This window comes from Paenibacillus marchantiae (assembly GCF_028771845.1).
Taxonomy (GTDB): domain Bacteria; phylum Bacillota; class Bacilli; order Paenibacillales; family Paenibacillaceae; genus Paenibacillus; species Paenibacillus marchantiae.
Genome location: NZ_CP118270.1, coordinates 307042 through 332932 on the forward strand (window position 1 = coordinate 307042; position 25891 = coordinate 332932).

A 25891-nucleotide genomic window follows, 5' to 3' on the forward strand; every position below is an offset into this window, starting at 1 on the left:
TTCATTGCAACTGTCTACTACTATTTACGGTAAGTTATACGACCTTTTGTCAAATCATAAGGTGATAACTGAACAACTACTTTGTCTCCAGTCAGGATACGAATAAAGTGCATCCGCAACTTGCCGGAAACGTGAGCGAGAATTTGATGACCGTTCTCAAGCTCAACCTTGAACGTTGCATTCGGTAGCGGTTCGAGAACCGTACCTTCCACTTCAATGACATCTTCCTTGGCCATTAGTCAGTCTCCTTTCTCTTCAGCTTGAATGTTGGTGGATTCCAGAAACGAATGAACCGCATAGCGGAGCTTTCCGTTTGTCACCCGACCACTCTCGTTTAAACTGTTTACAACCTCGCTGCTAATCATCGGCTGGAGTTCAAGATGAAGAATATTCTTCTTCTTGGGTTGATCAAACTTACGTTTGTCCCCATCCGCAATATATACGAACTTACTGTCCGCTATAGCAACAATTACTGCGGCTTGGTCCGCATTGCGGCCTTTACGGATCTTCACAAGTTGACCGAGCTGCGGATTAGACTGATTGTTCATGCCTTATCACCTACGCATTCAGTTTTGTGAAAATTTCCATGCCTTCATGTGTAACTGCTACGGTGTGTTCAAAGTGGGCGCATAACGATCCATCAACAGTGACGACAGTCCAGTTATCTTCCAACGTTTTCACATACCGTCTACCTGCGTTAACCATCGGCTCTATGGCCAGCACCATGCCCGCTTTAAGCCGTGGTCCCCGATCAGGAAGACCATAGTTCGGAATCTGTGGTTCTTCGTGCAGATCCGCTCCTATACCGTGACCGACATATTCACGTACTACCGAGAACCCTTCATCTTCAATATATTTCTGAATCGCATGAGATATTGTAAACAAGCGAACGTCCGGTTTTACCAGCGCCAGACCTGCGTATAACGAAGCCTCGGTAACGTCCAGAAGACGACGGGCTTCTTCGGAAATACGGCCGACTGGATAAGTCCAGGCGGAATCTCCGTGATAACCCTGGTACTGCGCGCCAATGTCAAACGTAACGATATCGCCCTCGTTCAACTTTCGTTTGCCGGGAAATCCATGCACCAACTCTTCATTCACTGAAGCGCACACACTGGCAGGGAAACCGTTATAACCTTTGAAAGACGGCACAGCTCCTTGACTGCGGATGTATTGATCGGCCATATGGTCAAGTTCTCCAGTCGTAATACCGGGAGCGATATGCTCTGCCAAGAGACGATGCGTTTCCGCAACAATTCTCCCTGCTTCCCTCATCAAGCCCAGTTCCGTTTCGGACTTACCAATGATCATTCAATTAACCTCGCAGCAGGGACACGATTTCATGAGAAACTTGATCGATATCCTGCTCTCCGTCCATTTGACGAAGAAGGCCTTTGTTCTCATAAAATGTGAGGAGTGGTGCTGTTTTGTTGATATATTCGTCGAGACGTGTGCCTACGCTCTCTTCATTATCATCAGAGCGCTGGTACAAGTCACCGCCGCATTTATCACAAATACCTTCCTGCTTGGGCGGATTGAACACGACATGATATGTGGCGCCACAGTTCTTACAAATACGACGACCCGTCAAACGGGCGAGCAATTTGTTGCGGTCCACTTTCAGGTTGATTACATGATCGAGACCTGAGTTCAGTCGATCCAGAATGCCATCGAGCGCTTCTGCTTGAGACAGGGTTCTTGGAAATCCATCCAAGAGGAATCCTTCTCTGCAATCAGGCTGCTGCAAACGTTCTTCAACAATGCCGATGGTTACATCATCTGGTACGAGCAATCCTTGATCCATATATTCTTTGGCTTTCAGGCCAATGGGAGTTCCCTGCTTAATCGCCAGACGAAATGCATCGCCTGTTGAAATGTGGGGAATACCGAACTCTTTCACAATGACGTCTGCTTGCGTTCCTTTTCCTGCCCCCGGAGGGCCCATGAATAGGATGTTCACGTTATGTCACTCCCTCCAAGACTACCCTACATCAACAAACAGCACAATAGGTGCCGGCAAGTAAATCTTAGCTTGACCGGTACCTATTGCCTATTTATTGATAAAACCTTTGTAGTGGCGTTTGATCAATTGGCTTTCGATTTGCTTCATGGTATCCAGCGCAACACCAATAACGATCAGGAGAGAAGTTCCTCCAATTTGCGCTGATTGAGGCAAACCAGAAAGTGCCCCCAAGATTACAGGCAGAACGGAAATTACTGCCAAGAAGATGGCACCTGCCGTTGTCAAACGAGTCATGACACGGGTCAGATATTTCTCGGTTGCTTTACCCGGACGAATGCCTGGGATGTAACCGCCGTTCTTTTTCATGTTGTCAGCCATCTGCTGTGGATTCATCTGTACAAAAGTATAGAAGAATGTGAACCCGAAAATCATCACTACATAGAGTAACATACCCAGAGGTTTGTGAGTAGTGAGATTGGCTCCGATCCACTGTGCCCACGTACGATCAGCCCAGAAGTTTGCGATGATCGATGGGAACATCAACAGAGATGAAGCAAAGATGACAGGGATAACACCTGCTGCATTAATCTTCAGCGGGATATGTGTGTTCTGTCCACCGTACATTTTGTTACCTACGACACGTTTAGCGTACTGTACAGGAATTTTCCGAATCGCCTGCTGGATGTAAATGACACCTATGATAATCAGCACAATAACAATTGCGACGATTACCCCTTTAAGAATGTTCATGAACAGTTGATCAGCTTGGATGAAGTCGGATTCGATCGTTTGTTTGATAATATTAGGTACCGTTGATAGGATACCCGCAAAGATCAAAATCGAAATCCCGTTTCCTATGCCCTTTTCGGTGATCTGCTCACCAAGCCACATTAGGAATGAAGTACCGGCCGTAAGTACAATTGCGATCAAGATATAATCTGCAAATGTTGCGTTAGGCACCATTTCTGTATTGTACAAGCGATTGAATCCGATCGACGTACCAAACGCTTGAATCAATGCCAGACCTACCGTTAAATAACGGGTCAGTTGTGCAGATTTCTTCTTACCTTGTTCACCCTGCTTTGCCCACTCCGCTAATTTAGGAATAACGTCCATGGAAAGCAGCTGCACTATGATAGACGCAGTGATGTAAGGCACGATCCCGAGCGCAAATATCGAGAACTGGAAGAGCGCTCCACCCGAGAACGTATTGAGAAGTCCAAAAACTTCTTTACCCGCAGAATTTGTCGCTTCGAACACATCTTTGTTAACTCCCGGTACGGGAACAAAGGAGCCGATGCGGTAAATGATCAGTACAAAAAGGGTAAATAATACCCTTTTGCGCAGATCTTCAACCCGCCAGATATTCTTTAGGGTCTTGAACATTAAATCACCTCAGTTGTACCGCCGGCAGCTTCAATTTTCTCAATAGCAGATTGAGAAAACTTGTTAGCTTTAACAGTCAGCTTCACAGTGACATCACCGTTACCCAGGATTTTGATTCCGGATTTAGCGTTTTTAACTACGCCGTTCGTCATCAAGAATTCTGGAGTTACTTCAGTACCCGCAGCAAAACTGTTCAGGTCTTCAGTATTCACAACTGCATATTCTTTGCGAGTTGGGTTTACAAAACCACGTTTTGGCAAGCGACGATACAATGGATTTTGTCCACCTTCGAAGCCTGGACGTACTCCACCGCCAGAACGAGCGTTTTGTCCTTTGTGACCGCGACCTGATGTTTTACCTGTACCACTACTTGGACCGCGACCAAGACGTTTACGTTCTTTGCGGGATCCAGGAGATGGTGAAAGCTCATGTAACTTCATCGTTCGTTGCACCTCCTTAAAGATTTGTGGGATTAACCCGTTTTTAAGCTTCTACTTCTTTAACAGCAACCAAGTGGCTTACTTTGTTAATCATACCACGGATGGCAGGATTATCGTTTTGTACCACTTTGCTATTGATTTTGCGCAAACCCAATGTTTTCACAGTTGTTCTTTGCGTCTCCGGACGTCCGATCAAGCTGCGGACGAGGGTAATTTCTAATTTAGCCATGAGAATTCCCTCCTTAACCCAGAAGCTCTTCGACGGATTTTCCGCGCAGTTTAGCCACGTCTTCAGCACGCTTCAAACGGGACAAACCTTCCAAAGTCGCATTGACCATGTTCATGGAATTCGAAGAACCCAGAGATTTTGTCAAAATGTCACCTACACCAGCAAGTTCGAGAACCGCACGTACAGGACCACCAGCGATAACACCAGTACCTTCAGATGCTGGTTTCAACAGCACGCGTCCTGCGCCGAACTTACCTGTTACCAAGTGAGGAATCGATGTTCCTACGAGTGGAACGTGTACAAGGTTTTTCTTAGCGTCTTCAATACCTTTGCGAATTGCATCAGGTACTTCGCCCGCTTTACCGATACCAGCTCCAACCCAGCCGTTGCCGTCGCCGACTACAACCAGTGCGCTAAAGCTGAAACGGCGTCCGCCTTTTACTACTTTAGCTACGCGATTAATATTTACAACTCTTTCAGTCAGTTCCAAAGTATTCGGATCTACACGCAAGTCGTTAACCTCCTTTTGAAAAATATCTTAAAACTCAAGTCCTGCTTCACGAGCCGCTTCAGCCAATGCTGCGATACGACCATGGTACAGATAACCGCTACGGTCAAATACGATGTTGGAAACACCTTTGTCTTTAGCACGTTTAGCAACGAGTTCGCCAACTTTACGAGCTGATTCAACAGATGCACCATTTTTGATGTCAGTGCTCAATTCTTTGTCTACGGTAGACGCGGAAGCGATTGTTACACCAGCAACATCATCGATGATTTGAGCATACATATGTTTACCAGAACGGAATACGTTCAAACGAGGACGTGCTGCCGTTCCTTGGATTTTCTTACGAACACGCAGGTGTCTTTTCAGACGTGCCTTGTTTTTATCTGTTTTCGTAATCATCTCAGGGATTCACTCCTTTCAGGTTACCTCGCTGGCTTCAAACCGGAAGCCACGGGGTATATTAGAAACACAAGAAGCAAGCAAGCCGAAAACCGCGCAAAGGCGGTAAGAAAAATCTTATTTCTTCTTACCGGCTTTACCTTCCTTACGGATGATACGCTCGCCTTCATATTTAATACCTTTACCTTTGTACGGCTCAGGTTCACGAACGGAACGGATTTTAGCAGCGTAAGCACCTACACGCTCTTTATCGATTCCGCGAACGATGATTTTCGTATTCGAAGGAACTTCGAATTCGATTCCCGCTTCCGGTGTAATTTCAACCGGGTGAGAGTAGCCAACGTTCAGAACGATTTTATCTCCGGATTTGCTTGCACGATATCCGACCCCAACCAGCTCCAGAGATTTTGCGAATCCTTCAGTAACACCACTCACCATGTTGTTTACAACGCTACGCGTTGTGCCGTGCAAAGAACGGTGAGTTTTGTTATCGGAAGGACGCACAACTGTAATTTCGTTGTTTTCAACTGTTACCTTCATATCTTTATGAAGTTCACGAGTCAAAGATCCTTTTGGTCCTTTTACCGTAATAACGGTGTTGTCCAGTGTGATGTCCACACCACTTGGTACTGTAATTGGTTTGCGACCAATACGAGACATATGTTGCACCTCCTATCTTGTGACGTTATATTACCATACGTAGCAGACGACTTCTCCGCCGGATTTTGATTGACGAGCTTCTTTGTCCGTCATGATACCTTTGGATGTCGAGATGATAGCGATACCCAGACCACCAAGTACACGAGGTACTTCGTTGCTTTTCGTGTAAACACGAAGACCAGGTTTACTGATTCTTTTCAGACCAGTAATAACACGCTCGTTATTTTGACCGTATTTCAGGAAAACACGGATAATCCCTTGTTTGTTATCATCGATAACTTCAGCGTCACGGATGAAACCTTCACGCTTCAGGATATCGGCGATTTGTTTTTTCATTGTCGAAGCAGGCATTTCTACCGTTTCGTGACGAACTGTGTTCGCGTTACGAATACGAGTAAGCATATCTGCAATTGGATCAGACATAGTCATTGTGAGTTAACCTCCTTCCCGTTCAGGACTTTTTACCAGCTTGCTTTTTTCACGCCAGGGATCTGGCCTTTATAAGCTAATTCACGGAAGCAAATTCTGCAAATTTTGAACTTTTGCAGGACCGAATGTGGACGTCCGCAACGCTCACAGCGTGTATAAGCACGTACTTTAAACTTTGGTGTACGTTGTTGTTTAACTTTCATCGAAGTTTTTGCCACTTAGCCTGACACCTCCTAAATAATTTCGGAGAAAAGGGAGTCTTTCCAGACACCCGGAAACGTTATAGCAACATTATTTTACGAAAGGCATTCCGAGTTGCGTGAGCAATTCACGGGATTCTTCGTCTGTTTTCGCCGTTGTTACGATGACAATATCCATACCGCGGACTTTGTCTACTTTATCATACTCGATCTCTGGGAAGATCAATTGTTCTTTCAGACCCAGTGTGTAGTTACCACGTCCGTCGAAAGCTTTGCTCGATACACCGCGGAAGTCGCGGACACGAGGAAGCGTAACGTTGAGCAGTTTATCGAGGAAGAAGTACATGCGCTCGCCGCGCAATGTTACTTTCACACCGATAGGCATGTTCTCACGCAGTTTGAAACCTGCGATAGATTTTTTAGCACGAGTGATTACAGGTTTTTGACCTGCGATCAATTGCAAATCGTTTACTGCGGAATCCAACACTTTGGAGTTTTGGACAGCGTCGCCCACACCCATGTTGATAACGATTTTCTCGATTTTCGGCACTTGCATTACCGTTGTATAGTTAAACTTCTGCATCAAAGCAGGAGCAATTTCGTTCAGGTAACGTTCTTTCATTCTTGCTGCCATGAATCATAGACCTCCTTTCTCATTCGGTTCAATTAGTCGATAATTTCTCCGGAACGTTTAGCAACGCGCACTTTCTTTCCGTTATCCAACACTTTGTAACCTACACGGGTTACTTTTCCGCTCTTTGGATCGATGTGCATTACGTTGGAAACGTGAATCGGAGCTTCCTTCTCGATAATGCCGCCTTGCGGATTTTGCTGGTTAGGCTTCTGGTGTTTTTTAATCATGTTAACACCTTCCACAAGGACGCGGTTCTCACGAGGATAAGCAGCGATGACACGGCCTTTTTTACCTTTGTCTTTACCGCTGATCACCATAACTGTATCTTCTTTTTTAACATGAAGTTTATTGTTATGGGATTCCAGAACTTTTTTCACTCTTGGCATTTCGTACACCTCCTGTTTCTAACATCACGAGATTAAGCTTTAGATAACTTCTGGGGCCAAGGAAACGATTTTCATGAAGTCTTTCTCGCGAAGTTCACGAGCAACAGGTCCGAAAATACGTGTTCCACGCGGGCTTCTGTCGTCTTTTACAACAACCGCTGCATTTTCATCAAAACCGATGTAGGAACCGTCTTTACGACGTACAGAACGCTTCGTACGAACGACAACCGCTCTAACTACATCACCTTTTTTGACAACGCCGCCTGGTGTTGCTTGTTTTACAGAACAAACGATCAGATCACCGATTTGAGCTGTACGACGTCCCGTACCGCCGAGTACGCGGATACACATCAGTTCCTTCGCACCGGAGTTGTCAGCCACAGTCAAACGTGTAAATGGTTGAATCATTTAGTATTCCTCCTTTCAGCTATGCTGCTGATGCATTAGATGATAACCGCTTTTTCTACGATTTCAGTAAGTCTCCAGCGTTTATCTTTCGAAAGCGGACGAGTCTCCATGATTTTCACCGTGTCACCGATTTTCGCAGTGTTTTCTTCGTCATGCGCTTTGAATTTTTTAGTAACCTTAATGCGTTTATGGTACAAGTTGTGTTTTTTGTAAGTTTCTACAGCAACAACAATCGTTTTGTCCATTTTATCGCTGACCACTTTACCGGTTTGCACTTTACGTGCGTTACGTTCTTCGCTCATTGTTGGCCTCCTTCCTGATTACGGACGGATTATACATCCGATCCCTAATTAACCGATTCCCAATTCTCTTTCACGGATAATGGTTTTAGCACGAGCTATTTCTTTCCGCACATCACGGATTCGAGTCGGGTTATCCAGCTGACCGGTAGCGAGTTGAAAGCGGAGGTTAAAGAGTTCTTCTTTAAATCCGGCAATCTTTTGCTCGATTTCAGCAGAGGTTAGGTTGCGAAATTCACTAGCTTTCATTTGCTTCACCACCCAATTCTTCACGTTTCACAAACTTCGTTTTGATTGGCAGTTTATGAGCGGCAAGACGCATTGCTTCACGAGCAACATCCTCCGGTACACCAGCAAGTTCAAACATGATCTTACCTGGTTTCACAACTGCAACCCATTTTTCTACGTTACCTTTACCGCTACCCATCCGAACCTCGAGAGGCTTTTGAGTGATTGGTTTGTCTGGGAAGATCTTGATCCAAACTTTACCACCACGTTTGATGTAACGAGTCATCGCAATACGAGCCGCTTCGATTTGACGGTTCGTAATCCAAGCCGGTTCCGTAGCTTGCAGACCATATTCACCAAAGTTCAGCGTAGTTCCGCCTTTAGCTTGGCCCTTCATATGTCCACGTTGTTGCTTACGGTGTTTTACACGTTTTGGTACCAACATGATTAGTTGCCTCCTTCCTTAGCAGCTTGTTTCTTAGCCGTAGGAAGAACCTCTCCACGATAGATCCATACTTTCACGCCGATACGGCCGTAAGTAGTATGAGCCTCTGCTGTACCGTAGTCGATGTCGGCACGAAGCGTGTGCAGTGGAACAGTTCCTTCGCTGTAGCCTTCCGAACGAGCAATCTCAGCACCGCCAAGACGTCCGCCCACTTGAGTTTTAATACCTTTTGCACCAGAGCGCATTGTTCTTTGAATAGCTTGTTTCAGAGCACGACGGAAAGAAACACGACGTTCCAATTGTTGTGCGATGCTTTCAGCTACCAGGATTGCGTCCAGGTCTTGGTTCTTAATTTCAGAAATGTTGATGTGTACTTTTTTACCGCCTGCGATTTTCGTAATTTGATTACGCAGATTTTCAACTTCCGAACCACCCTTACCGATAACCATACCTGGTTTCGCAGTGTGAATCGTTACATTTACGCGGTTAGCCGCTCTCTCGATTTCAACACGAGACATAGCGGAGTCTTTCAATTTATTTTTCAGGAATTCACGAATTTTCACGTCTTCCATCAAAAGATCGCCGAAGTCTTTACCTGCATACCACTTAGATTCCCAGTCACGGATAATTCCGACACGGAGTCCGACTGGATTTACCTTTTGGCCCACACATTTCCCCTCCTTCTACTTTTCAGATACCACCAAAGTGATGTGGCTAGTACGTTTGTTAATACGACTTGCACGTCCCATTGCACGAGGGCGGAAACGTTTCATTGTCGGTCCTTGGTTCACGTAAGCTTGCGAGATAACCAAGTTATTAACATCCAAAGAATAGTTATGTTCCGCATTCGCAATAGCGGAATTAAGCAACTTCTCAACGATAGGAGAAGCGGATTTCGGAGTGTGACGGAGAATGGCAACCGCCTCACCTACTTGCTTGCCGCGAATCAAGTCAACAACGAGTTGAACTTTACGAGGAGCAATCCGGATAAACTTAGCATGTGCTTTTGCTTCCATTGTGTAACCTCCTCTCAAACATTAAAGATATTCATTTATCTTCTTGTTTTCTTATCATCATCAGTATGGCCTTTGTACGTACGGGTTGGAGCGAACTCACCCAATTTGTGTCCGACCATGTCCTCAGTTACGTATACTGGTACGTGTTTACGACCGTCATATACGCCAAATGTGTGTCCGATGAATTGCGGGAAAATTGTAGAACGACGGGACCAGGTTTTAATAACAAGCTTTTTACCGGATGCTTCCATGTCTTCTACTTTTTTCAGCATGTAGCCATCAATGAATGGCCCTTTTTTCAAACTGCGACCCATGTGGAGATCCTCCCTTCAAACGTAGCTATTATGCATCCGCAGATGCCTCACGAAGTTATGCACAATGTGTATTACTTCGTGCGGCGGCGAATGATGTATTTATCAGAAGCTTTATTTTTCTTACGCGTTTTGTAACCAAGAGTAGGTTTACCCCATGGTGACATTGGCGATTTACGTCCGATTGGAGCACGACCTTCACCACCACCGTGTGGGTGATCGTTAGGGTTCATTACTACACCACGAACTTCAGGACGTTTACCCAACCAACGGCTACGACCGGCTTTACCGATTTTGATGAGCTCGTGGTCTTGGTTACCAACAGCTCCAATTGTTGCGCGGCAAACTTTCAAAATACGACGAACTTCTCCGGAAGAGAGACGAACAGAAACGTATTTTTCTTCTTTACCAAGCAATTGAGCTTCTGTACCAGCAGCACGAACCAATTGTCCGCCTTTACCTGGTTTCAACTCGATGTTGTGGATAACAGTACCTACTGGAATATTTTCGAGTGGCAATGCGTTTCCGATTTTGATGTCTGATTCAGGTCCGGAGAATACTTGATCTCCAACTTTCAAACCTTTAGGAGCGATGATATAACGTTTTTCACCATCAGCATAGTGAATCAGAGCGATGTTAGATGTACGGTTCGGGTCATACTCAATCGTAGCAACGCGGCCCGGTATTCCATCTTTAGTACGTTTGAAGTCGATGATACGGTATTTACGTTTGTGTCCACCACCATGGTGACGAACTGTAATTTTACCTTGGTTGTTGCGGCCTGCTTGTTTGCTCAATGGGGCCAACAACGATTTCTCCGGCTGATCTGTGGTGATTTCCTCAAATGTAGAAACGGACATGTTCCGTCTTGCCGGGGATGTTGGTTTATACTTTTTGATTGGCACTGGGTTTCCCTCCTTACTTCAAAAATTCAATTATACAGTTTCAAAGAACTCAAGCGTTTTGCTGTCTTGTGTCAGCGTTACAAACGCTTTTTTCCATTCGCTAGTATATCCGGAATAACGTCCGTACCGTTTTGGCTTAGCTGGAACACGAAGCGTGTTCACGTTTTTCACTTTTACGTTGAAAATAGCTTCCACGGCTTTCTTGATCTCGGTTTTGTTTGCACGGATATCGACTTCAAATACATATTTCAAGTCATTCATCATGTCAGCAGTACGTTCCGTAATAATCGGACGTTTTACAATATCACGAGGATCCTTCATTACGCGAGCACCTCCTCTACCTTCTGAACTGCTTCTTTCGTAATGATCAGTTTGTCGTGCGAAAGCACGTCAAGAACATTAATGCCGTCAGCAGCTACGAATTTCACGCCTGGAATATTCCGTGCGGAAAGAGCCACATTATCATCATAGCTAGGAGCTACGATCAAAGCTTTGCGTCCAACTTTCAAGTTATTCAAGATGGCTGCAAATTCTTTCGTTTTAGGTGAGCTCAGCGTGAGAGCGTCCAAAACGATAATGTCATTGTCGATCACTTTGGATGAAAGAGCTGATTTGATCGCCAAACGGCGAACTTTCTTAGGCAGTTTATACGCATAGCTCCGTGGTGTTGGACCAAATACGATACCGCCGCCTTTCCATTGTGGTGAACGAATTGAACCTTGACGAGCGCGACCTGTACCTTTTTGTTTCCAAGGCTTACGTCCACCGCCACGTACTTCAGAACGTCCTTTTACTTTGTGGGTACCTTGACGAAGGGAAGCGCGTTGCATAAGAACTGCATCGTACAGAACGTGTTGGTTCGGCTCAATTCCGAAAACCGCATCGTTCAATTCAACTTCGCCTACTTGGCTACCATCTACATTGTAAACTGATACTTTTGGCATTTTGTGTTCCTCCTTTCTTCAGTGGTTATTTTTTCACTGTTTCTTTAACTTTAATGAGACTGTTTTTCGGTCCAGGAATGGAACCTTTCACGAGCAACACATTACGTTCAGCGTCTACTTTAACTACTTCAAGACGTTGGATTGTAACAGTATCATGTCCCATGTGTCCTGGCAGGCGTTTGCCTTTAGGAACGCGGTTTGCTTGGATCGAACCCATTGAACCAGGGCCACGGTGGTAACGCGAACCGTGTGACATAGGTCCAGTGCTTTGTCCCCAACGTTTGATAACGCCGGCAAAACCTTTACCTTTAGAAATACCCGTTACGTCAACGAATTCGCCTTCAGCGAAAATGTCAGCTTTCAGTTCTTGGCCAACTTCATATTCTGCGATGTTGATACCGCGAACTTCACGAACGTAGCGCTTAGGGGCAGTGTTCGCTTTTTTAGCGTGACCTGCTTCTGGCTTGTTAGCATTTTTCTCTTTCTTATCGGAGTAACCGATTTGAATTGCTTCGTAGCCATCATTCTCAATGTCTTTCTTTTGCAAAACAACACAAGGGCCTGCTTCGATAACCGTTACTGGTACAACGTTACCCTCAGGTGTAAATACTTGAGTCATTCCGAGTTTTTTTCCTAAGATTGCTTTCATGTTGACACCTCTTTTCCTTTATACATGGTCTTTGTTGTAGCTTGTATTACAATTTAATTTCGATATCTACACCGGACGGCAGATCCAAGCGCATCAAGGCATCCACAGTTTGTGGAGTCGGGTTAACGATGTCGATCAAACGCTTATGTGTGCGTTGTTCGAATTGTTCCCGAGAATCCTTGTACTTGTGCACCGCACGAAGAATAGTAATGATTTGTTTTTCAGTAGGAAGCGGAATCGGACCGGATACACCTGCACCCGAACGTTTTGCTGTTTCAACAATTTTCTCCGCGGATTGATCAAGAATTCTGTGGTCGTAAGCTTTCAAACGAATACGAATTTTTTGCTTTGCCATTTTAGTCCCTCCTTCTATCGCCCAATTTTTTATCGGACATACTCCGTGAAAATTTTCTAGCCACTGTCCCATGGCAAAGGGGCCGGGTGTGCCAGTAACCTCTCACATCATCGCAACGTCACAGAACAACATTCATTATTATATAGAAAAGATGGGCGTATTGCAAGCATATTTAAGAAAAACATTTAAACTTATCTTTTCTGCTGAAATGACTTCGTTTAGTGCAGTGTTTATCTTCAATATTCATGCTGCCTTACCAATCCATCTACATTCGTAAATGATGTTCATTTCGTATGACGCAGGTTCCGAAACTATTACATAATAAAAGAGTTCTTTATCCGATGTCGGATAAAGAACTCTTCCGAAGCTTCGTTACAATACAATGTTACTCGTTCCAGTACACTGTTGCATATGCTTTATTCAGCGTTAAGCCGAATTATTTTTGGATCGATGCTACGGAACCTGCACCTACTGTACGTCCGCCTTCACGAATGGAGAACTTAGTTCCTTCTTCAATCGCGATTGGGGAGATCAAGGAAACAGTAACCGTGATGTTATCACCAGGCATTACCATTTCAGTACCTTCAGGCAAGTTGATGATGCCTGTTACGTCAGTTGTACGGAAGTAGAACTGTGGACGGTATCCAGTGAAGAAAGGCTTGTGACGGCCACCCTCTTCTTTAGTCAAAACGTAGATTTGTGCAGTGAATTCTGTGTGTGGCTTAACAGAACCTGGTTTTGCAAGTACTTGACCGCGCTCGATTTGAGTACGATCAACACCACGCAACAATGCACCGATGTTGTCGCCCGCTTGAGCGGAGTCCAACAATTTACGGAACATTTCTACGCCCGTAACTACGGATTTTTTAGTTTCTTCAGTAATACCAACGATTTCGATCTCTTCGCCGACTTTAACAGTACCACGCTCTACACGGCCAGTAGCAACAGTACCACGACCAGTGATGGAGAATACGTCCTCGACAGGCATCAAGAAAGGTTTGTCAGTTTGACGCTCAGGCAATGGGATGTACGTATCGATCTCTTTGAACATCTCAACGATTTTTTGAGCCCACTCACCATCAGGGTTTTGCAGAGCTTCACGAGCGGATCCACGAGTGATTGGAGTATCATCACCTGGGAACTCATATTCGTTAAGAAGGTCGCGAACTTCCATCTCAACCAATTCCAACAACTCTTCGTCTTCAACCATGTCACATTTGTTCAAGAAAACAACAATGTAAGGTACGCCTACTTGACGGGAGAGCAAGATGTGCTCACGAGTTTGTGGCATTGGGCCGTCAGCTGCGGATACTACCAAGATAGCTCCGTCCATTTGTGCCGCGCCAGTGATCATGTTTTTAACATAGTCGGCGTGACCTGGGCAGTCTACGTGAGCGTAGTGACGAGTGTCAGTTTCATACTCAACGTGTGATGTTGAGATTGTGATACCGCGCTCGCGCTCTTCTGGAGCTTTATCGATTTGATCGAATGCAATTGCTGCGCCACCGTAAGTTTTAGACAATACAGTAGTGATTGCAGCAGTCAGAGTTGTTTTACCATGGTCGACGTGACCAATAGTACCAATGTTAACGTGGGGTTTATTACGTTCGTATTTAGCCTTTGCCATTTGAACGTGGCCTCCTTAAAATTATAATTTTATGTTTTCACTAAATGAAGTGCAAAGAATACATGACTCTTATGCACTTTCATTCAATGAGAGAAAACTACTCGGTTCCTTTTGTTTTGGCAACAATCTCTTCAGCGATGCTCTTAGGAACTTCTTCATAGTGAGAAAGCTCCATGGAGAATACGCCGCGTCCTTGAGTACCGGAACGAAGAGTTGTAGAGTATCCGAACATTTCAGACAAAGGTACTTTAGCACGGATGATTTGGGCTCCACTACGGGAATCCATACCTTCGATGCGGCCACGACGGGAGTTAAGCATACCCATAACGTCACCCATATACTCTTCTGGAACGGTTACTTCTACTTTCATGATTGGCTCAAGCAGAACCGGCTTACATTTGTCTTTCGCAGCTTTTAGCGCCATCGATCCGGCAATTTTAAATGCCATCTCGTTGGAATCGACATCATGGTAAGATCCGTCTACGATTGTAGCCTTAACGTCAACAAGCGGGAAGCCTGCGATAACGCCGTTTTTCATTTGCTCTTCGATACCTGCAAGAGCTGGTTGAATGTATTCTCTTGGAACAGAACCACCGACAACCTTACTTTCGAACTGGCTGCCTGTACCCGCTTCGAGAGGTTCGAACTCAACCCATACGTGACCGTATTGACCACGACCACCGGATTGACGCACGAATTTACCTTCAACACGCGCTGGTGCACGGAAAGTTTCACGGTAAGCTACTTGTGGTTTACCCACAGTAGTTTCAACCTTGAACTCACGACGCATACGGTCAATGATGATATCAAGGTGAAGCTCCCCCATACCTGCCAAGATCGTTTGGCCTGTTTCTTCATCAGTATGAGCACGAAGAGTAGGATCCTCTTCAGTCAACTTACCGAGAGCAACACCCATTTTATCTTGGTCAGCTTTGGTTTTAGGTTCAACGGCGATTTCGATAACCGGATCAGGGAAGTTCATTGACTCCAGGATAACCGGATTTTTCTCATCACACAGTGTATCACCTGTACCCGTATCTTTCAAACCTACAGCAGCTGCAATGTCACCGGAGTAAACTTCAGTGATTTCTTGACGGCTGTTTGCATGCATTTGAAGGATACGACCGATACGCTCACGTTTGTTTTTAGTTGCATTCAATACGTAAGATCCGGATTGAAGAACACCGGAGTATACGCGGAAGAATGTCAATTTACCAACGTAAGGGTCAGTCATGATTTTGAATGCCAATGCGGAGAAAGGCTCTTCATCGGATGACTTACGAATTGCTTCAGTTCCATCTTCAAGATGACCAGTGATAGATGGAACGTCTGTTGGAGCCGGCAAGTAGTCGATAACAGCATCCAACATGAGTTGAACACCTTTGTTACGATACGAGGATCCACAGATAACCGGGAAGATCTTAACATCAACAACACCTTTACGGAGGGCCGCTTTGATCTCATCAATAGTGATCTCTTCGCCTTCCAGGTATTTCATTGTCAAATCTTCGTCGAGTTCTGCAACACGCTCAACCAATTCGTTACGGAGTTCTGCAACTTGCTCAACAAATTCCGCAGGAATGTCGGTTTCTTCGATATCTTGTCCAAGGTCATCTTTGTACATATGAGCCTTTTGTGCAACGATATCAATGATACCTTTGAAATCATTTTCAGCGCCGATAGGAAGTTGAATCGCAACTGCGTTCGCTTGAAGGCGATCACGCATGTCAGATACAACGTTCAGGAAGTCAGCACCGATGATATCCATTTTGTTTACATAAGCGATACGAGGTACGCCGTACTTGTCAGCCTGTCTCCATACGGTTTCGGACTGAGGCTCAACGCCTTCTTTCGCACTGAATACACCAACTGCTCCGTCCAATACACGAAGGGAACGTTCAACTTCAACAGTGAAGTCAACGTGTCCCGGGGTATCAATGATGTTAACGCGGTGGCCTTTCCAAGCAGCGGTAGTCGCAGCGGAAGTAATTGTAATTCCGCGCTCCTGTTCCTGTTCCATCCAGTCCATTGTCGCAGCGCCTTCGTGTACTTCACCGATTTTGTGCGTACGTCCTGTGTAGAACAAGATCCGCTCAGTTGTCGTGGTTTTACCCGCATCAATATGAGCCATGATCCCGATATTACGTGTATTTTTCAAGGAGAACTCTCTTGCCATGAAATGGGTCTCCCTTCAAAATTGAAGTTATTATTGTGAACCGAATCCTACCAACGGTAGTGAGCAAACGCTTTGTTCGCTTCAGCCATTTTATGCGTATCTTCACGTTTTTTAACGGAAGCGCCTGTGTTGTTGGAAGCGTCGATGATCTCAGCCGCCAAACGCTCTTCCATTGTTTTCTCACCGCGGTTGCGGGAGTAGTTCACGAGCCAACGTAATCCCAAAGCAGTACGTCTCTCTGGTTTTACCTCGATTGGTACTTGGTAGTTGGCACCGCCGACACGGCGAGCTTTAACTTCCAGGACTGGCATGATATTTTTGATTGCTGCTTCAAATACTTCCATAGGGTCATTACCCGTACGTTCTTGAATCAACTTAAACGCATTATACAGAATGCTTTGAGCAACACCGCGTTTTCCGTCGAGCATGATGCGATTGATCAAACGAGTAACCAGCTTGCTGCTGTATACCGGATCTGGCAACACGTCTCTTTTCGTAACTGGACCTTTGCGTGGCATGGATATCCCCCTTTCTTTCTTCATGAGCACATCCTACACCTCCTGGGATTAACCCAGAAGATATTCAGGACTGCTACTTATAATATTTTAGGCTTTTTTAGCTTTTGGACGTTTAGCACCGTATTTCGAACGAGCTTGCATACGGTTGTTCACGCCTGCAGTATCAAGAGCTCCGCGAACGATGTGATAACGAACCCCTGCAAGGTCTTTAACTTTACCTCCACGGATCAACACAACACTGTGCTCTTGAAGGTTATGTCCGATACCCGGGATATAAGCAGTTACCTCGAGACGGTTTGTCAAACGAACACGGGCATACTTACGAAGTGCAGAGTTTGGTTTACGTGGAGTCATTGTACCTACACGAGTGCAGACACCACGTTTTTGTGGGGCACTGATGTTAGTTGATTCACGTTTCAAAGCATTGAACCCTTTTTGCAAAGCTGGTGATTTGGACTTATCAACTTTAGCTTGACGTCCTTTACGTACCAGTTGGTTAATAGTTGGCATGTGATTGCCACCCCCTTCCTCAATTTTTCATGTTTCTTTATAAACCTCTTACGCTAAGTCCACAGACCCAGGCGGTTCATAAAAAGACAAATGAAAAGTTTTTGCCTTGGAGAATCCCTAAAAGTTCTCGGACAAAAACGTTCCTTACCGTATCATTTTACGACAGCAGCCATTGCTGCTCCTACTCCAATCCCGCAAGCTTTGCCGAGATTTTTCATTGTGTCCACTTTCGTGCACTTCACATTGTGTTGTTCACACAAAGCAATGATTTTGGAAGTAAGCTGCGGATCACAATCTTCAGCCACATAAACTTCAGAAGCCATACCTGTCTGAACCATCCGCGTGGTCTGTTTGGTACCTATTTTGACATGAGCATCTTGCAGACCTTTTTCATTAGACATTGTTCATTCCTCCGAATAGGACCAAATACAATCAGCTACTCACGCACCTTTGATATATTAGCATCTAGCGCAAGCAATGTCAATGCTAATCCTAAAATATTTCATTTAAAGTTTTGCCTCGCCGGGAACGTCCTTCTGTATAAAACAGCCGTCGCCTCCCGGCGTACAAAACTTTAGTTCACCCTAATAATAAGGATGAATCTAGTGAAATATCTTAATCAACCGAAACTGGCTCAAGTTCTTCTACCGAAGATTGGCCATCTTCCGGCTCAGCAAATTTGATGCTGCGGTAACGGTGCATACCTGTACCTGCAGGAATCAGTTTACCGATGATTACATTCTCTTTCAGACCGAGCAACTGATCGACTTTACCTTTGATCGCTGCATCTGTCAGTACACGTGTAGTCTCTTGGAACGAAGCCGCCGAGAGGAAGGAGTCTGTTTCCAGGGATGCTTTCGTAATACCGAGCAAAATTGGTTTTGCAACCGCTGGCTCTTTATCACTCAGAATCGCTGTCTTGTTAGCTCTTTCGTACTCATGCGTATCCACGAACGATCCTGGCAACAATGTAGTGTCCCCTGCATCGACGATACGGATTTTACGCAACATTTGACGGATCATAACTTCAACGTGTTTGTCATTGATTTCTACGCCTTGGTTACGGTATACGCGTTGTACTTCCTGCAAAATGTAGTTCTGTACGCCACGTACGCCTTTAATGCGCAGCATTTCTTTTGGATCGATAGAACCATCTGTCAACTCGTCGCCTGCTTCAATTTCCATGCCTTCGCTAACGCGTACACGAGAACCGTAGGTAACAGAGTAAACTTTGGATTCTGCTTCACCTTGAATTTCAATTTCGCGACGATCTTTCGCTTCGCGAATTTCTTTAACAACACCGTCGATCTCACTGATTGTTGCTTGACCCTTAGGATTACGAGCCTCGAACAACTCCTGGATACGCGGCAAACCTTGCGTAATATCGTCTCCGGCTACACCACCGGTGTGGAATGTACGCATTGTCAGCTGTGTTCCTGGCTCACCAATGGATTGTGCTGCGATAATACCAACTGCTTCACCGATCTCCACGTGTTTACCAGTCGCCAAGTTGCGACCATAACACTTCTTGCAGACACCGTGACGTGCACGGCAGCTAAGTACGGAGCGGATTTGTAGTTTGGTTACGCCAGCTTCGATGATTGCCTCAGCTTTATCAGAGTCAATCAGTTCATTACGGTGTGCAATAATTTCTTTTGTTTCTGGATGACGAACAGTCTCGAAGCAGTATCTGCCTTCAATACGGTCGTAGAGATCCTCAATAACCTCTTTACCATCCTGGATACGACTTACGGTAAAGCCTTTATCTGTACCACAATCATCTTCACGCACGATCACATCTTGTGCCACGTCTACGAGACGACGGGTCAGGTAACCTGAATCCGCTGTACGCAGAGCCGTATCGGCCAAACCTTTACGGGCACCGTGAGTCGAGATAAAGTACTCGAGTACCGTCAGACCTTCACGGAAGTTCGATTTGATTGGGAGTTCAATGATTCGACCGGATGGGTTGGCCATCAGACCACGCATACCGCCCAATTGGGTGATTTGCGATTTGTTACCCCGTGCTTTGGAGTCAACCATCATCATGATGGAATTGTAGCGATCCATCGATTTCATCAGAATCTCGGTGATATCATCTTTCGATTTCGACCAGATATCAATGATGCGGTCATAGCGCTCTTCGTTCGTAATCAGACCACGACGGTATTGGTTCGTAACGATTTGTGCTTTTTCCTCAGACTGTCTAAGAATTTCAAATTTCTCAGGTGGAACGATAACATCCGACACCGCTACAGTGATACCAGCGCGAGTGGAGTATGTGAATCCGAGTTGTTTGATTTTATCCAAAATAACGGCTGTTTCCGTTGTATGATAAATTTCAAAACAACGTGCGATGATAGAACCGAGATATTCTTTACCGACACCACCAGCCAAAGGAGCGTTCATAATTGCTTCTCTAAGGTCAGCACCCTTCTCATAAACAAATGAATGCTCAGCGGTACCCTGGTAGAGGTTCGCACGAGTTGCATCATTGATGTAAGGGAAGCTTGCCGGGAAGATTTCATTAAAGATGATTTTGCCGACCGTAGTCAACATCATTGCATCTTGTTGCTTATCGGTGAAGACTGTTTTGCCAAGCGCTCTAACCGGAATCGCTACACGTGCATGTAAACCTGCAGTACCACGTTGGTACGCGGATACAGCTTCGTTAACCGTGCGCAAGATCATACCTGTTCCCTTTTCTTCCTTGTTGTCCATGGTCAGGTAGTAAGAACCAAGCACCATATCCTGGGAAGGGGTAACAACCGGTTTACCGTCTTTCGGGTTCAAAATGTTACCTGATGCAAGCATCAGGATACGTGCTTCTGCTTGAGCTTCAGCAGACAATGGAACGTGCACGGCCATTTGGTCACCGTCAAAGTCGGCATTGTATGCCGTACATACGAGCGGGTGAAGACGGATCGCTTTACCTTCAACGAGAATCGGTTCAAACGCTTGAATACCGAGTCTGTGAAGTGTAGGGGCACGGTTCAGCAGAACAGGGTGCTCCTTAATTACTTCTTCAAGAACATCCCATACTTCAGGACTTACACGCTCAACTTTACGTTTAGCGCTCTTGATGTTGTGGGCAAGCCCTTTATTTACAAGCTCTTTCATAACAAAAGGCTTGAACAGTTCAAGTGCCATATCTTTAGGCAGACCACACTGATACATTTTCAGGTAAGGTCCAACTACGATAACGGAACGACCGGAATAGTCAACCCGTTTACCGAGCAAGTTCTGACGGAAACGTCCTTGTTTACCTTTCAGCATGTGGCTGAGGGATTTCAAAGGACGGTTACCAGGCCCCGTTACAGGGCGTCCACGACGGCCGTTGTCGATCAATGCGTCAACAGCTTCCTGCAGCATCCGTTTTTCATTTTGCACGATAATGTCTGGCGCGCCCAAGTCAAGCAAACGTTTCAGACGATTGTTCCGGTTGATTACACGGCGATACAGGTCATTCAGGTCAGACGTTGCAAAACGTCCACCATCCAGCTGTACCATTGGACGAAGTTCCGGTGGGATAACAGGAAGTACATCCATGATCATCCACTCAGGTTTATTACCCGAGTTGCGGAACGCTTCAATAACTTCCAGACGTTTGATTGCACGGTTACGACGTTGTCCTTGTGCAGTGCGGAGCTCTTCCTTCAGGAATTCAAGCTCTTTATCCACATCAATGTCTTGAAGCAGTTTTTTAACCGCCTCTGCACCCATGCCAGCGTGGAATCCATATCCGTATTTCTCACGGTAGCTGCGGTATTCTTTCTCGGACAACAGCTGTTTTTTCTCCAGTGGAGTTTCTCCTGGATCAGTTACTACATATGATGCAAAATAAATAATCTCCTCGAGAGATCTTGGAGACATATCCAGTGCGAGACCCATGCGGCTCGGAATACCTTTGAAGTACCAGATATGCGATACCGGAGCAGCGAGCTCAATATGGCCCATCCGTTCGCGGCGTACTTTCGCACGTGTGACTTCAACGCCACAACGATCACAGACAACGCCTTTATAACGCACGCGTTTGTATTTACCGCAATGACATTCCCAGTCTTTTGTAGGGCCAAAAATCTTTTCGCAGAACAGCCCTTCTTTTTCCGGTTTCAACGTACGATAGTTGATCGTTTCCGGTTTTTTCACTTCTCCGCGGGACCAAGAACGAATTTTTTCTGGGGAAGCAAGCCCGATCTTCATGTATTCGAAATTGTTGACGTCCAACAAGGAGCAACCCTCCTTAACCAAGTCCTGTATTCTAGGTTACGCCCCCTCCGGCCGAAGCCGGAGCAAGACGCGAGCCTGATGAAAAACGCCGGTCATCATGCGCCCGAAGCGGTTACTCCGCTCCGACCTCTGTACCCTCAAGGTTGAGGCTGAGCTTATCGCTCGCAGCGTCATCTTCATCGTCCATTTCTTTCATTTCAATCTCTTGCTCATCTTCGCTCAAAATCTTAACGTCCATACCCAAGCTTTGCAGCTCTTTGATCAATACTTTGAATGATTCAGGAACACCTGGTTCAGGAACATTCTCGCCTTTGACGATGGATTCATACGTTTTCACCCGACCTACAACATCATCGGACTTAACAGTCAAGATTTCTTGCAGTGTATAAGCAGCACCGTATGCCTCAAGCGCCCATACTTCCATCTCCCCGAAACGCTGTCCACCAAATTGGGCTTTACCACCCAATGGCTGTTGCGTAACAAGTGAGTAAGGACCCGTGGAACGGGCATGGATTTTATCATCAACCATGTGTGCCAATTTGATCATGTGCATGACACCTACGGTAACTTCACGTTCAAACTCTTCACCTGTACGACCATCATACAGGACAGTTTTACCATTACGCTGCATACCTGCTTCTTCCATCGTATCGAAGACGTCATACTCCTTCGCTCCGTCGAATACAGGAGTTGCTACGTGAATACCCAGTTGCATCGCCGCCATACCCAAGTGAACCTCGAGTACTTGACCGATATTCATCCGGGAAGGTACGCCCAGTGGGTTAAGAACGATTTGAACTGGTGTTCCGTCCGGCAGGAAAGGCATATCTTCTTCCGGTAGGATACGGGCTACGACCCCTTTGTTACCGTGACGTCCGGCCATTTTATCACCCTCGGAAATTTTCCGTTTTTGAGCGATATAGACACGAACGAGTTGGTTAACACCTGGAGGCAGTTCATCACCGTTTTCACGGGTAAAGACTTTTACATCAACTACGATACCGTCAGTACCGTGAGGTACACGCAGGGAAGTATCACGTACTTCACGCGCTTTCTCACCGAAGATCGCATGCAGGAGACGTTCTTCTGCAGTCAGTTCCGTTACACCTTTTGGTGTTACTTTACCAACCAGAATGTCACCAGCACTGATTTCAGCACCGATACGGATAATACCACGCTCATCCAGATTACGCAGCGCTTCTTCCCCTACGTTCGGGATATCACGTGTGATCTCTTCAGGTCCGAGCTTAGTATCACGTGCTTCAGACTCATATTCCTCGATATGAATGGATGTATACACATCTTCTTTAACGAGTTTTTCGCTGAGCAAGATCGCATCCTCGTAGTTGTAACCTTCCCAAGTCATGAAGGCAACCACTACGTTACGTCCCAGTGCCAATTCACCCATTTCCGTCGAAGGACCGTCTGCAAGGATGTCGCCAGCTTTGACAACAGCACCTCTTTTGACAATCGGACGTTGGTTAATGCATGTTCCTTGGTTCGAACGCATAAATTTGTGTAATTTATATTTAACGATATCGCCTTTGACTTCTTGACCATCAACTTCTTCAATACGACGCAACCAAATCTCATTCGCAGAAGAACGTTCAATAATCCCGTCATATTTGGAGACAATACATACACCGGAATCTTTCGCGGCTTTATGTTCCATACCTGTTCCGACCAGCGGAGCTTTAGGAATCAAGAGTGGAACGGCTTGCCGCTGCATGTTCGATCCCATGAGCGCACGGTTGGAGTCATCGTTCTCAAGGAACGGAATGAGCGCTGTAGCGACAGATACAACTTGCTTAGGAGATACGTCCATGTAGTCAACACGTTCACTCGGCATCGTAAGGATGTTATCCGACTGTTTGTTGTAACGTACAATGATCGCTTCTTCAGCAAAAGTACTGTCTTCATTCAGCTTCGCATTCGCTTGAGCAATTACATAGTTGTCCTCTTCGTCTGCTGTCAGGTAATCGATTTGCTCGGTTACGACACCAGTCTTCGGATCTACCCAGCGATAAGGTGCTTCAATGAATCCATATTCGTTCACACGGGCAAATGTCGACAAGGAGTTGATCAAACCAATGTTTGGTCCCTCTGGTGTCTCGATTGGACACATCCGGCCATAGTGGGATGGATGCACGTCACGGACTTCCATGCCGGCACGCTCACGTGTCAAACCACCCGGTCCGAGTGCGGACAGACGGCGTTTATGTGTCAACTCACCCAGTGGGTTTGTTTGATCCATAAACTGCGACAATTGGGAGCTACCGAAGAACTCTTTAATGGATGCGATAACAGGACGTATGTTAATCAAAGCCTGAGGCGTGATTACGTTAGCATCCTGAATGGACATTCTCTCACGAACCACACGTTCCATACGGGATAAACCGATACGGAATTGGTTTTGCAAGAGTTCACCAACCGAGCGGAGACGACGGTTACCCAGGTGATCGATATCATCTGTGCTTCCGATGCCATGCAGAAGGTTAATGAAGTAACTGATAGAGGAAATGATATCAGCTGGTGTAACGTTCTTCACTGATTTATCAATGTTAGCATTGGCAATCAGTTTAACGACCTTACCATCCTCAATCGGTGAAAATACATCAATTGTTTGCATCGGGATATCATTGGCATCCAAAACGCCATTAGCGACGTGATATGTGCGGAAACCAACGCTCTTCTCCAGTTGCGGCATGATTTCATCCAACAGACGACGGTCTATCATTTGACCTGCTTCAGCGATGATTTCACCAGTTTCGGTGTCCACAAGAGACTCAGCCAAACGTTGGTTGAATAAACGGTTCTTGATGTGAAGCTTTTTGTTGATTTTGTAACGACCCACATTAGCCAGGTCATAACGTTTTGGATCAAAGAAACGCGCTACGAGCAAGCTTTTCGCATTATCCAGCGTTGGTGGCTCGCCCGGACGAAGACGCTCATAAATTTCAATCAGCGCTTTCTCCGTGGAATCCGTATTGTCTTTGTCCAGCGTATTGCGAATATATTCGTCATTACCGAGCAGATCCAGAATCTCAGCGTCTGTGCCAAAACCAAGTGCACGCAGGAGAACCGTCACCGGTATTTTACGTGTGCGGTCGATCCGGACGTAAACAACATCCTTCGCGTCCATCTCCAGTTCGAGCCAAGCGCCGCGGTTAGGAATAACTGTAGCGGTATACGTTTTTTTGGCGTTTTTATCTACTTTGGTACTGAAGTAAACGCTAGGAGAGCGAACCAACTGGCTGACAATAACCCGTTCCGCACCATTAATAATAAATGTGCCGGTGTCGGTCATCAGCGGGAAATCTCCCATGAATACTTCCTGCTCTTTGACTTCGCCGGTTTCCTTATTAATGAGCCGGACTTTGACCCGAAGCGGTGCTGCATAAGTAACGTCACGCTCTTTCGCGTCGTCTACTGTATACTTCGGTTCACCGAGACTGTAATCGATAAATTCCAAAATTAAGTTACCTGTAAAATCCTGGATCGGCGAGATATCCTGGAACATTTCGCGCAACCCTTCCTCCAAAAACCAATCGTAAGATTTTTGTTGGATCTCAATCAGGTTCGGAACTTCGAGTATCTCGTTAATTCGTGCATAACTGCGCCGAGTGCGTCGACCATATTGAACAAGATGTCCTGCCAACTTAAACTCACCCCTCAATGTCTACTCACTTTAAAAATTTCGTTGCGAACCTCTGTTTGTAACCTTATAATGGTACACATACAGAGCAAAGCAATGCATCCACAAATAAAGAAAAGCCCTTACTCGAATGTCGTTCGAAAAAAGAGCAACTTTGATCGGCGGATGTCTTTCCAAATCATACTTATCCCCAGTTTGCCCAAAATGTACATATTATACGCCAAACGTAGGCATAATAAGCCCGTTCGGCGTAAAAAAGGTTGACATTTTTAGTTAGCTAAAGCCAAATAGGGCATCTTAATACTGACATTTTACAATAATACCACGACCTGAATTTCAAGTCAATAGTCCTATTGCAAAAAAAATGCCACCCTGCTTACT

General features: G+C 45.6%; 33 protein-coding genes. All 33 read right to left on the minus strand.

Annotated features, from left to right (window positions below):
• Positions 1-20 precede the first annotated feature (20 nt).
• The 33 genes from infA to rpoB all read right to left on the minus strand — a co-directional run bounded on the left by infA (position 21) and on the right by rpoB (position 25513).
• A complete protein-coding gene (infA, locus tag PTQ21_RS01580; protein ID WP_017692098.1) occupies positions 21-236 on the minus strand; it encodes a translation initiation factor IF-1 in 216 nt (71 codons plus the stop codon).
• Between the two features lie 3 nt (positions 237-239).
• Positions 240-548 carry a KOW domain-containing RNA-binding protein gene (locus tag PTQ21_RS01585; RefSeq protein ID WP_024633568.1) on the minus strand — a complete coding sequence of 103 codons (309 nt, stop codon included), beginning with the start codon at positions 546-548 and terminating at the stop codon, positions 240-242.
• A 10-nt stretch (positions 549-558) separates the two neighbouring features.
• A complete protein-coding gene (gene map, locus PTQ21_RS01590) occupies positions 559-1311 on the minus strand; it encodes a type I methionyl aminopeptidase (RefSeq protein WP_053779202.1) in 753 nt (250 codons plus the stop codon).
• 4 nt (positions 1312-1315) lie between these two features.
• Complete coding sequence (locus tag PTQ21_RS01595; RefSeq protein ID WP_024633570.1) at positions 1316-1960, minus strand: adenylate kinase; 645 nt, start codon at positions 1958-1960, stop codon at positions 1316-1318.
• A 90-nt stretch (positions 1961-2050) separates the two neighbouring features.
• Positions 2051-3349 carry a preprotein translocase subunit SecY gene (gene secY / locus PTQ21_RS01600; RefSeq protein WP_063567428.1) on the minus strand — a complete coding sequence of 433 codons (1299 nt, stop codon included), beginning with the start codon at positions 3347-3349 and terminating at the stop codon, positions 2051-2053.
• Positions 3349-3789 carry a 50S ribosomal protein L15 gene (gene rplO, locus PTQ21_RS01605; protein ID WP_062836188.1) on the minus strand — a complete coding sequence of 147 codons (441 nt, stop codon included), beginning with the start codon at positions 3787-3789 and terminating at the stop codon, positions 3349-3351. Before rplO ends, secY begins: the two co-directional genes overlap by 1 nt.
• Positions 3790-3832: 43 nt before the next feature.
• Positions 3833-4018 (minus strand): 50S ribosomal protein L30, encoded by a 186-nt coding sequence (rpmD, locus tag PTQ21_RS01610; RefSeq protein WP_017692092.1) that lies wholly within the window; start codon positions 4016-4018, stop codon positions 3833-3835.
• Positions 4019-4031: 13 nt separating this feature from the next.
• Entirely contained in the window at positions 4032-4529 is a 498-nt protein-coding gene (rpsE, locus tag PTQ21_RS01615) for a 30S ribosomal protein S5 (RefSeq protein ID WP_017692091.1), read from the minus strand.
• A gap of 27 nt (positions 4530-4556) precedes the next feature.
• Entirely contained in the window at positions 4557-4925 is a 369-nt protein-coding gene (gene rplR / locus PTQ21_RS01620; protein WP_063567427.1) for a 50S ribosomal protein L18, read from the minus strand.
• Positions 4926-5042: 117 nt separating this feature from the next.
• Positions 5043-5585: a 50S ribosomal protein L6 gene (rplF, locus tag PTQ21_RS01625; protein WP_024633576.1), complete on the minus strand. Its 543-nt coding sequence runs from the start codon at positions 5583-5585 to the stop codon at positions 5043-5045.
• A gap of 30 nt (positions 5586-5615) precedes the next feature.
• The gene (gene rpsH / locus PTQ21_RS01630) at positions 5616-6014 is read right to left on the minus strand and encodes a 30S ribosomal protein S8 (RefSeq protein ID WP_017692088.1); all 399 of its coding nucleotides are present in this window, start codon (positions 6012-6014) and stop codon (positions 5616-5618) included.
• Between the two features lie 32 nt (positions 6015-6046).
• Positions 6047-6232, minus strand: coding sequence for a type Z 30S ribosomal protein S14 (locus tag PTQ21_RS01635; protein ID WP_013312154.1), 186 nt, complete (start codon positions 6230-6232; stop codon positions 6047-6049).
• 73 nt (positions 6233-6305) lie between these two features.
• Positions 6306-6848, minus strand: a complete 543-nt coding sequence (gene rplE / locus PTQ21_RS01640) for a 50S ribosomal protein L5 (protein WP_024633577.1) — start codon at positions 6846-6848, stop codon at positions 6306-6308.
• A gap of 32 nt (positions 6849-6880) precedes the next feature.
• Positions 6881-7234 (minus strand): 50S ribosomal protein L24, encoded by a 354-nt coding sequence (gene rplX / locus PTQ21_RS01645; protein WP_024633578.1) that lies wholly within the window; start codon positions 7232-7234, stop codon positions 6881-6883.
• A gap of 39 nt (positions 7235-7273) precedes the next feature.
• Positions 7274-7642 (minus strand): 50S ribosomal protein L14, encoded by a 369-nt coding sequence (rplN, locus tag PTQ21_RS01650; RefSeq protein ID WP_024633579.1) that lies wholly within the window; start codon positions 7640-7642, stop codon positions 7274-7276.
• Between the two features lie 35 nt (positions 7643-7677).
• The gene (rpsQ, locus tag PTQ21_RS01655; protein WP_017692084.1) at positions 7678-7944 is read right to left on the minus strand and encodes a 30S ribosomal protein S17; all 267 of its coding nucleotides are present in this window, start codon (positions 7942-7944) and stop codon (positions 7678-7680) included.
• A 48-nt stretch (positions 7945-7992) separates the two neighbouring features.
• Positions 7993-8190, minus strand: a complete 198-nt coding sequence (gene rpmC / locus PTQ21_RS01660; RefSeq protein WP_017692083.1) for a 50S ribosomal protein L29 — start codon at positions 8188-8190, stop codon at positions 7993-7995.
• On the minus strand, positions 8180-8614 hold the full coding sequence (gene rplP, locus PTQ21_RS01665; RefSeq protein ID WP_024633581.1) for a 50S ribosomal protein L16: 435 nt from the start codon (positions 8612-8614) through the stop codon (positions 8180-8182). Before rplP ends, rpmC begins: the two co-directional genes overlap by 11 nt.
• Before the next feature lie 2 nt (positions 8615-8616).
• Entirely contained in the window at positions 8617-9282 is a 666-nt protein-coding gene (gene rpsC, locus PTQ21_RS01670) for a 30S ribosomal protein S3 (RefSeq protein WP_024633582.1), read from the minus strand.
• Between the two features lie 15 nt (positions 9283-9297).
• Positions 9298-9630: a 50S ribosomal protein L22 gene (rplV, locus tag PTQ21_RS01675; RefSeq protein ID WP_024633583.1), complete on the minus strand. Its 333-nt coding sequence runs from the start codon at positions 9628-9630 to the stop codon at positions 9298-9300.
• A 35-nt stretch (positions 9631-9665) separates the two neighbouring features.
• Positions 9666-9944 (minus strand): 30S ribosomal protein S19, encoded by a 279-nt coding sequence (rpsS, locus tag PTQ21_RS01680; protein ID WP_053779207.1) that lies wholly within the window; start codon positions 9942-9944, stop codon positions 9666-9668.
• A 71-nt stretch (positions 9945-10015) separates the two neighbouring features.
• Positions 10016-10846, minus strand: a complete 831-nt coding sequence (gene rplB, locus PTQ21_RS01685) for a 50S ribosomal protein L2 (RefSeq protein ID WP_063567426.1) — start codon at positions 10844-10846, stop codon at positions 10016-10018.
• Between the two features lie 30 nt (positions 10847-10876).
• Complete coding sequence (gene rplW, locus PTQ21_RS01690) at positions 10877-11167, minus strand: 50S ribosomal protein L23 (RefSeq protein WP_024633586.1); 291 nt, start codon at positions 11165-11167, stop codon at positions 10877-10879.
• A complete protein-coding gene (gene rplD, locus PTQ21_RS01695; RefSeq protein WP_063567425.1) occupies positions 11167-11790 on the minus strand; it encodes a 50S ribosomal protein L4 in 624 nt (207 codons plus the stop codon). The genes rplW and rplD overlap by 1 nt, the downstream gene beginning before the upstream one ends.
• Positions 11791-11815: 25 nt before the next feature.
• A complete protein-coding gene (rplC, locus tag PTQ21_RS01700) occupies positions 11816-12439 on the minus strand; it encodes a 50S ribosomal protein L3 (protein WP_024633587.1) in 624 nt (207 codons plus the stop codon).
• Between the two features lie 46 nt (positions 12440-12485).
• Positions 12486-12794, minus strand: coding sequence for a 30S ribosomal protein S10 (rpsJ, locus tag PTQ21_RS01705; RefSeq protein ID WP_017692074.1), 309 nt, complete (start codon positions 12792-12794; stop codon positions 12486-12488).
• 436 nt (positions 12795-13230) lie between these two features.
• The gene (tuf, locus tag PTQ21_RS01710; RefSeq protein ID WP_024633588.1) at positions 13231-14421 is read right to left on the minus strand and encodes an elongation factor Tu; all 1191 of its coding nucleotides are present in this window, start codon (positions 14419-14421) and stop codon (positions 13231-13233) included.
• Between the two features lie 97 nt (positions 14422-14518).
• The gene (gene fusA / locus PTQ21_RS01715) at positions 14519-16597 is read right to left on the minus strand and encodes an elongation factor G (protein ID WP_274568593.1); all 2079 of its coding nucleotides are present in this window, start codon (positions 16595-16597) and stop codon (positions 14519-14521) included.
• A 47-nt stretch (positions 16598-16644) separates the two neighbouring features.
• Entirely contained in the window at positions 16645-17115 is a 471-nt protein-coding gene (gene rpsG / locus PTQ21_RS01720) for a 30S ribosomal protein S7 (RefSeq protein ID WP_024633590.1), read from the minus strand.
• Positions 17116-17202: 87 nt separating this feature from the next.
• Positions 17203-17625 carry a 30S ribosomal protein S12 gene (gene rpsL / locus PTQ21_RS01725; RefSeq protein ID WP_056697677.1) on the minus strand — a complete coding sequence of 141 codons (423 nt, stop codon included), beginning with the start codon at positions 17623-17625 and terminating at the stop codon, positions 17203-17205.
• 152 nt (positions 17626-17777) lie between these two features.
• Positions 17778-18026 (minus strand): ribosomal L7Ae/L30e/S12e/Gadd45 family protein, encoded by a 249-nt coding sequence (locus PTQ21_RS01730; protein ID WP_024633591.1) that lies wholly within the window; start codon positions 18024-18026, stop codon positions 17778-17780.
• Positions 18027-18240: 214 nt separating this feature from the next.
• A complete protein-coding gene (rpoC, locus tag PTQ21_RS01735) occupies positions 18241-21855 on the minus strand; it encodes a DNA-directed RNA polymerase subunit beta' (RefSeq protein ID WP_063567423.1) in 3615 nt (1204 codons plus the stop codon).
• A 112-nt stretch (positions 21856-21967) separates the two neighbouring features.
• Positions 21968-25513 (minus strand): DNA-directed RNA polymerase subunit beta, encoded by a 3546-nt coding sequence (rpoB, locus tag PTQ21_RS01740; protein WP_063567422.1) that lies wholly within the window; start codon positions 25511-25513, stop codon positions 21968-21970.
• Between the last annotated feature and the right edge of the window lie 378 nt (positions 25514-25891).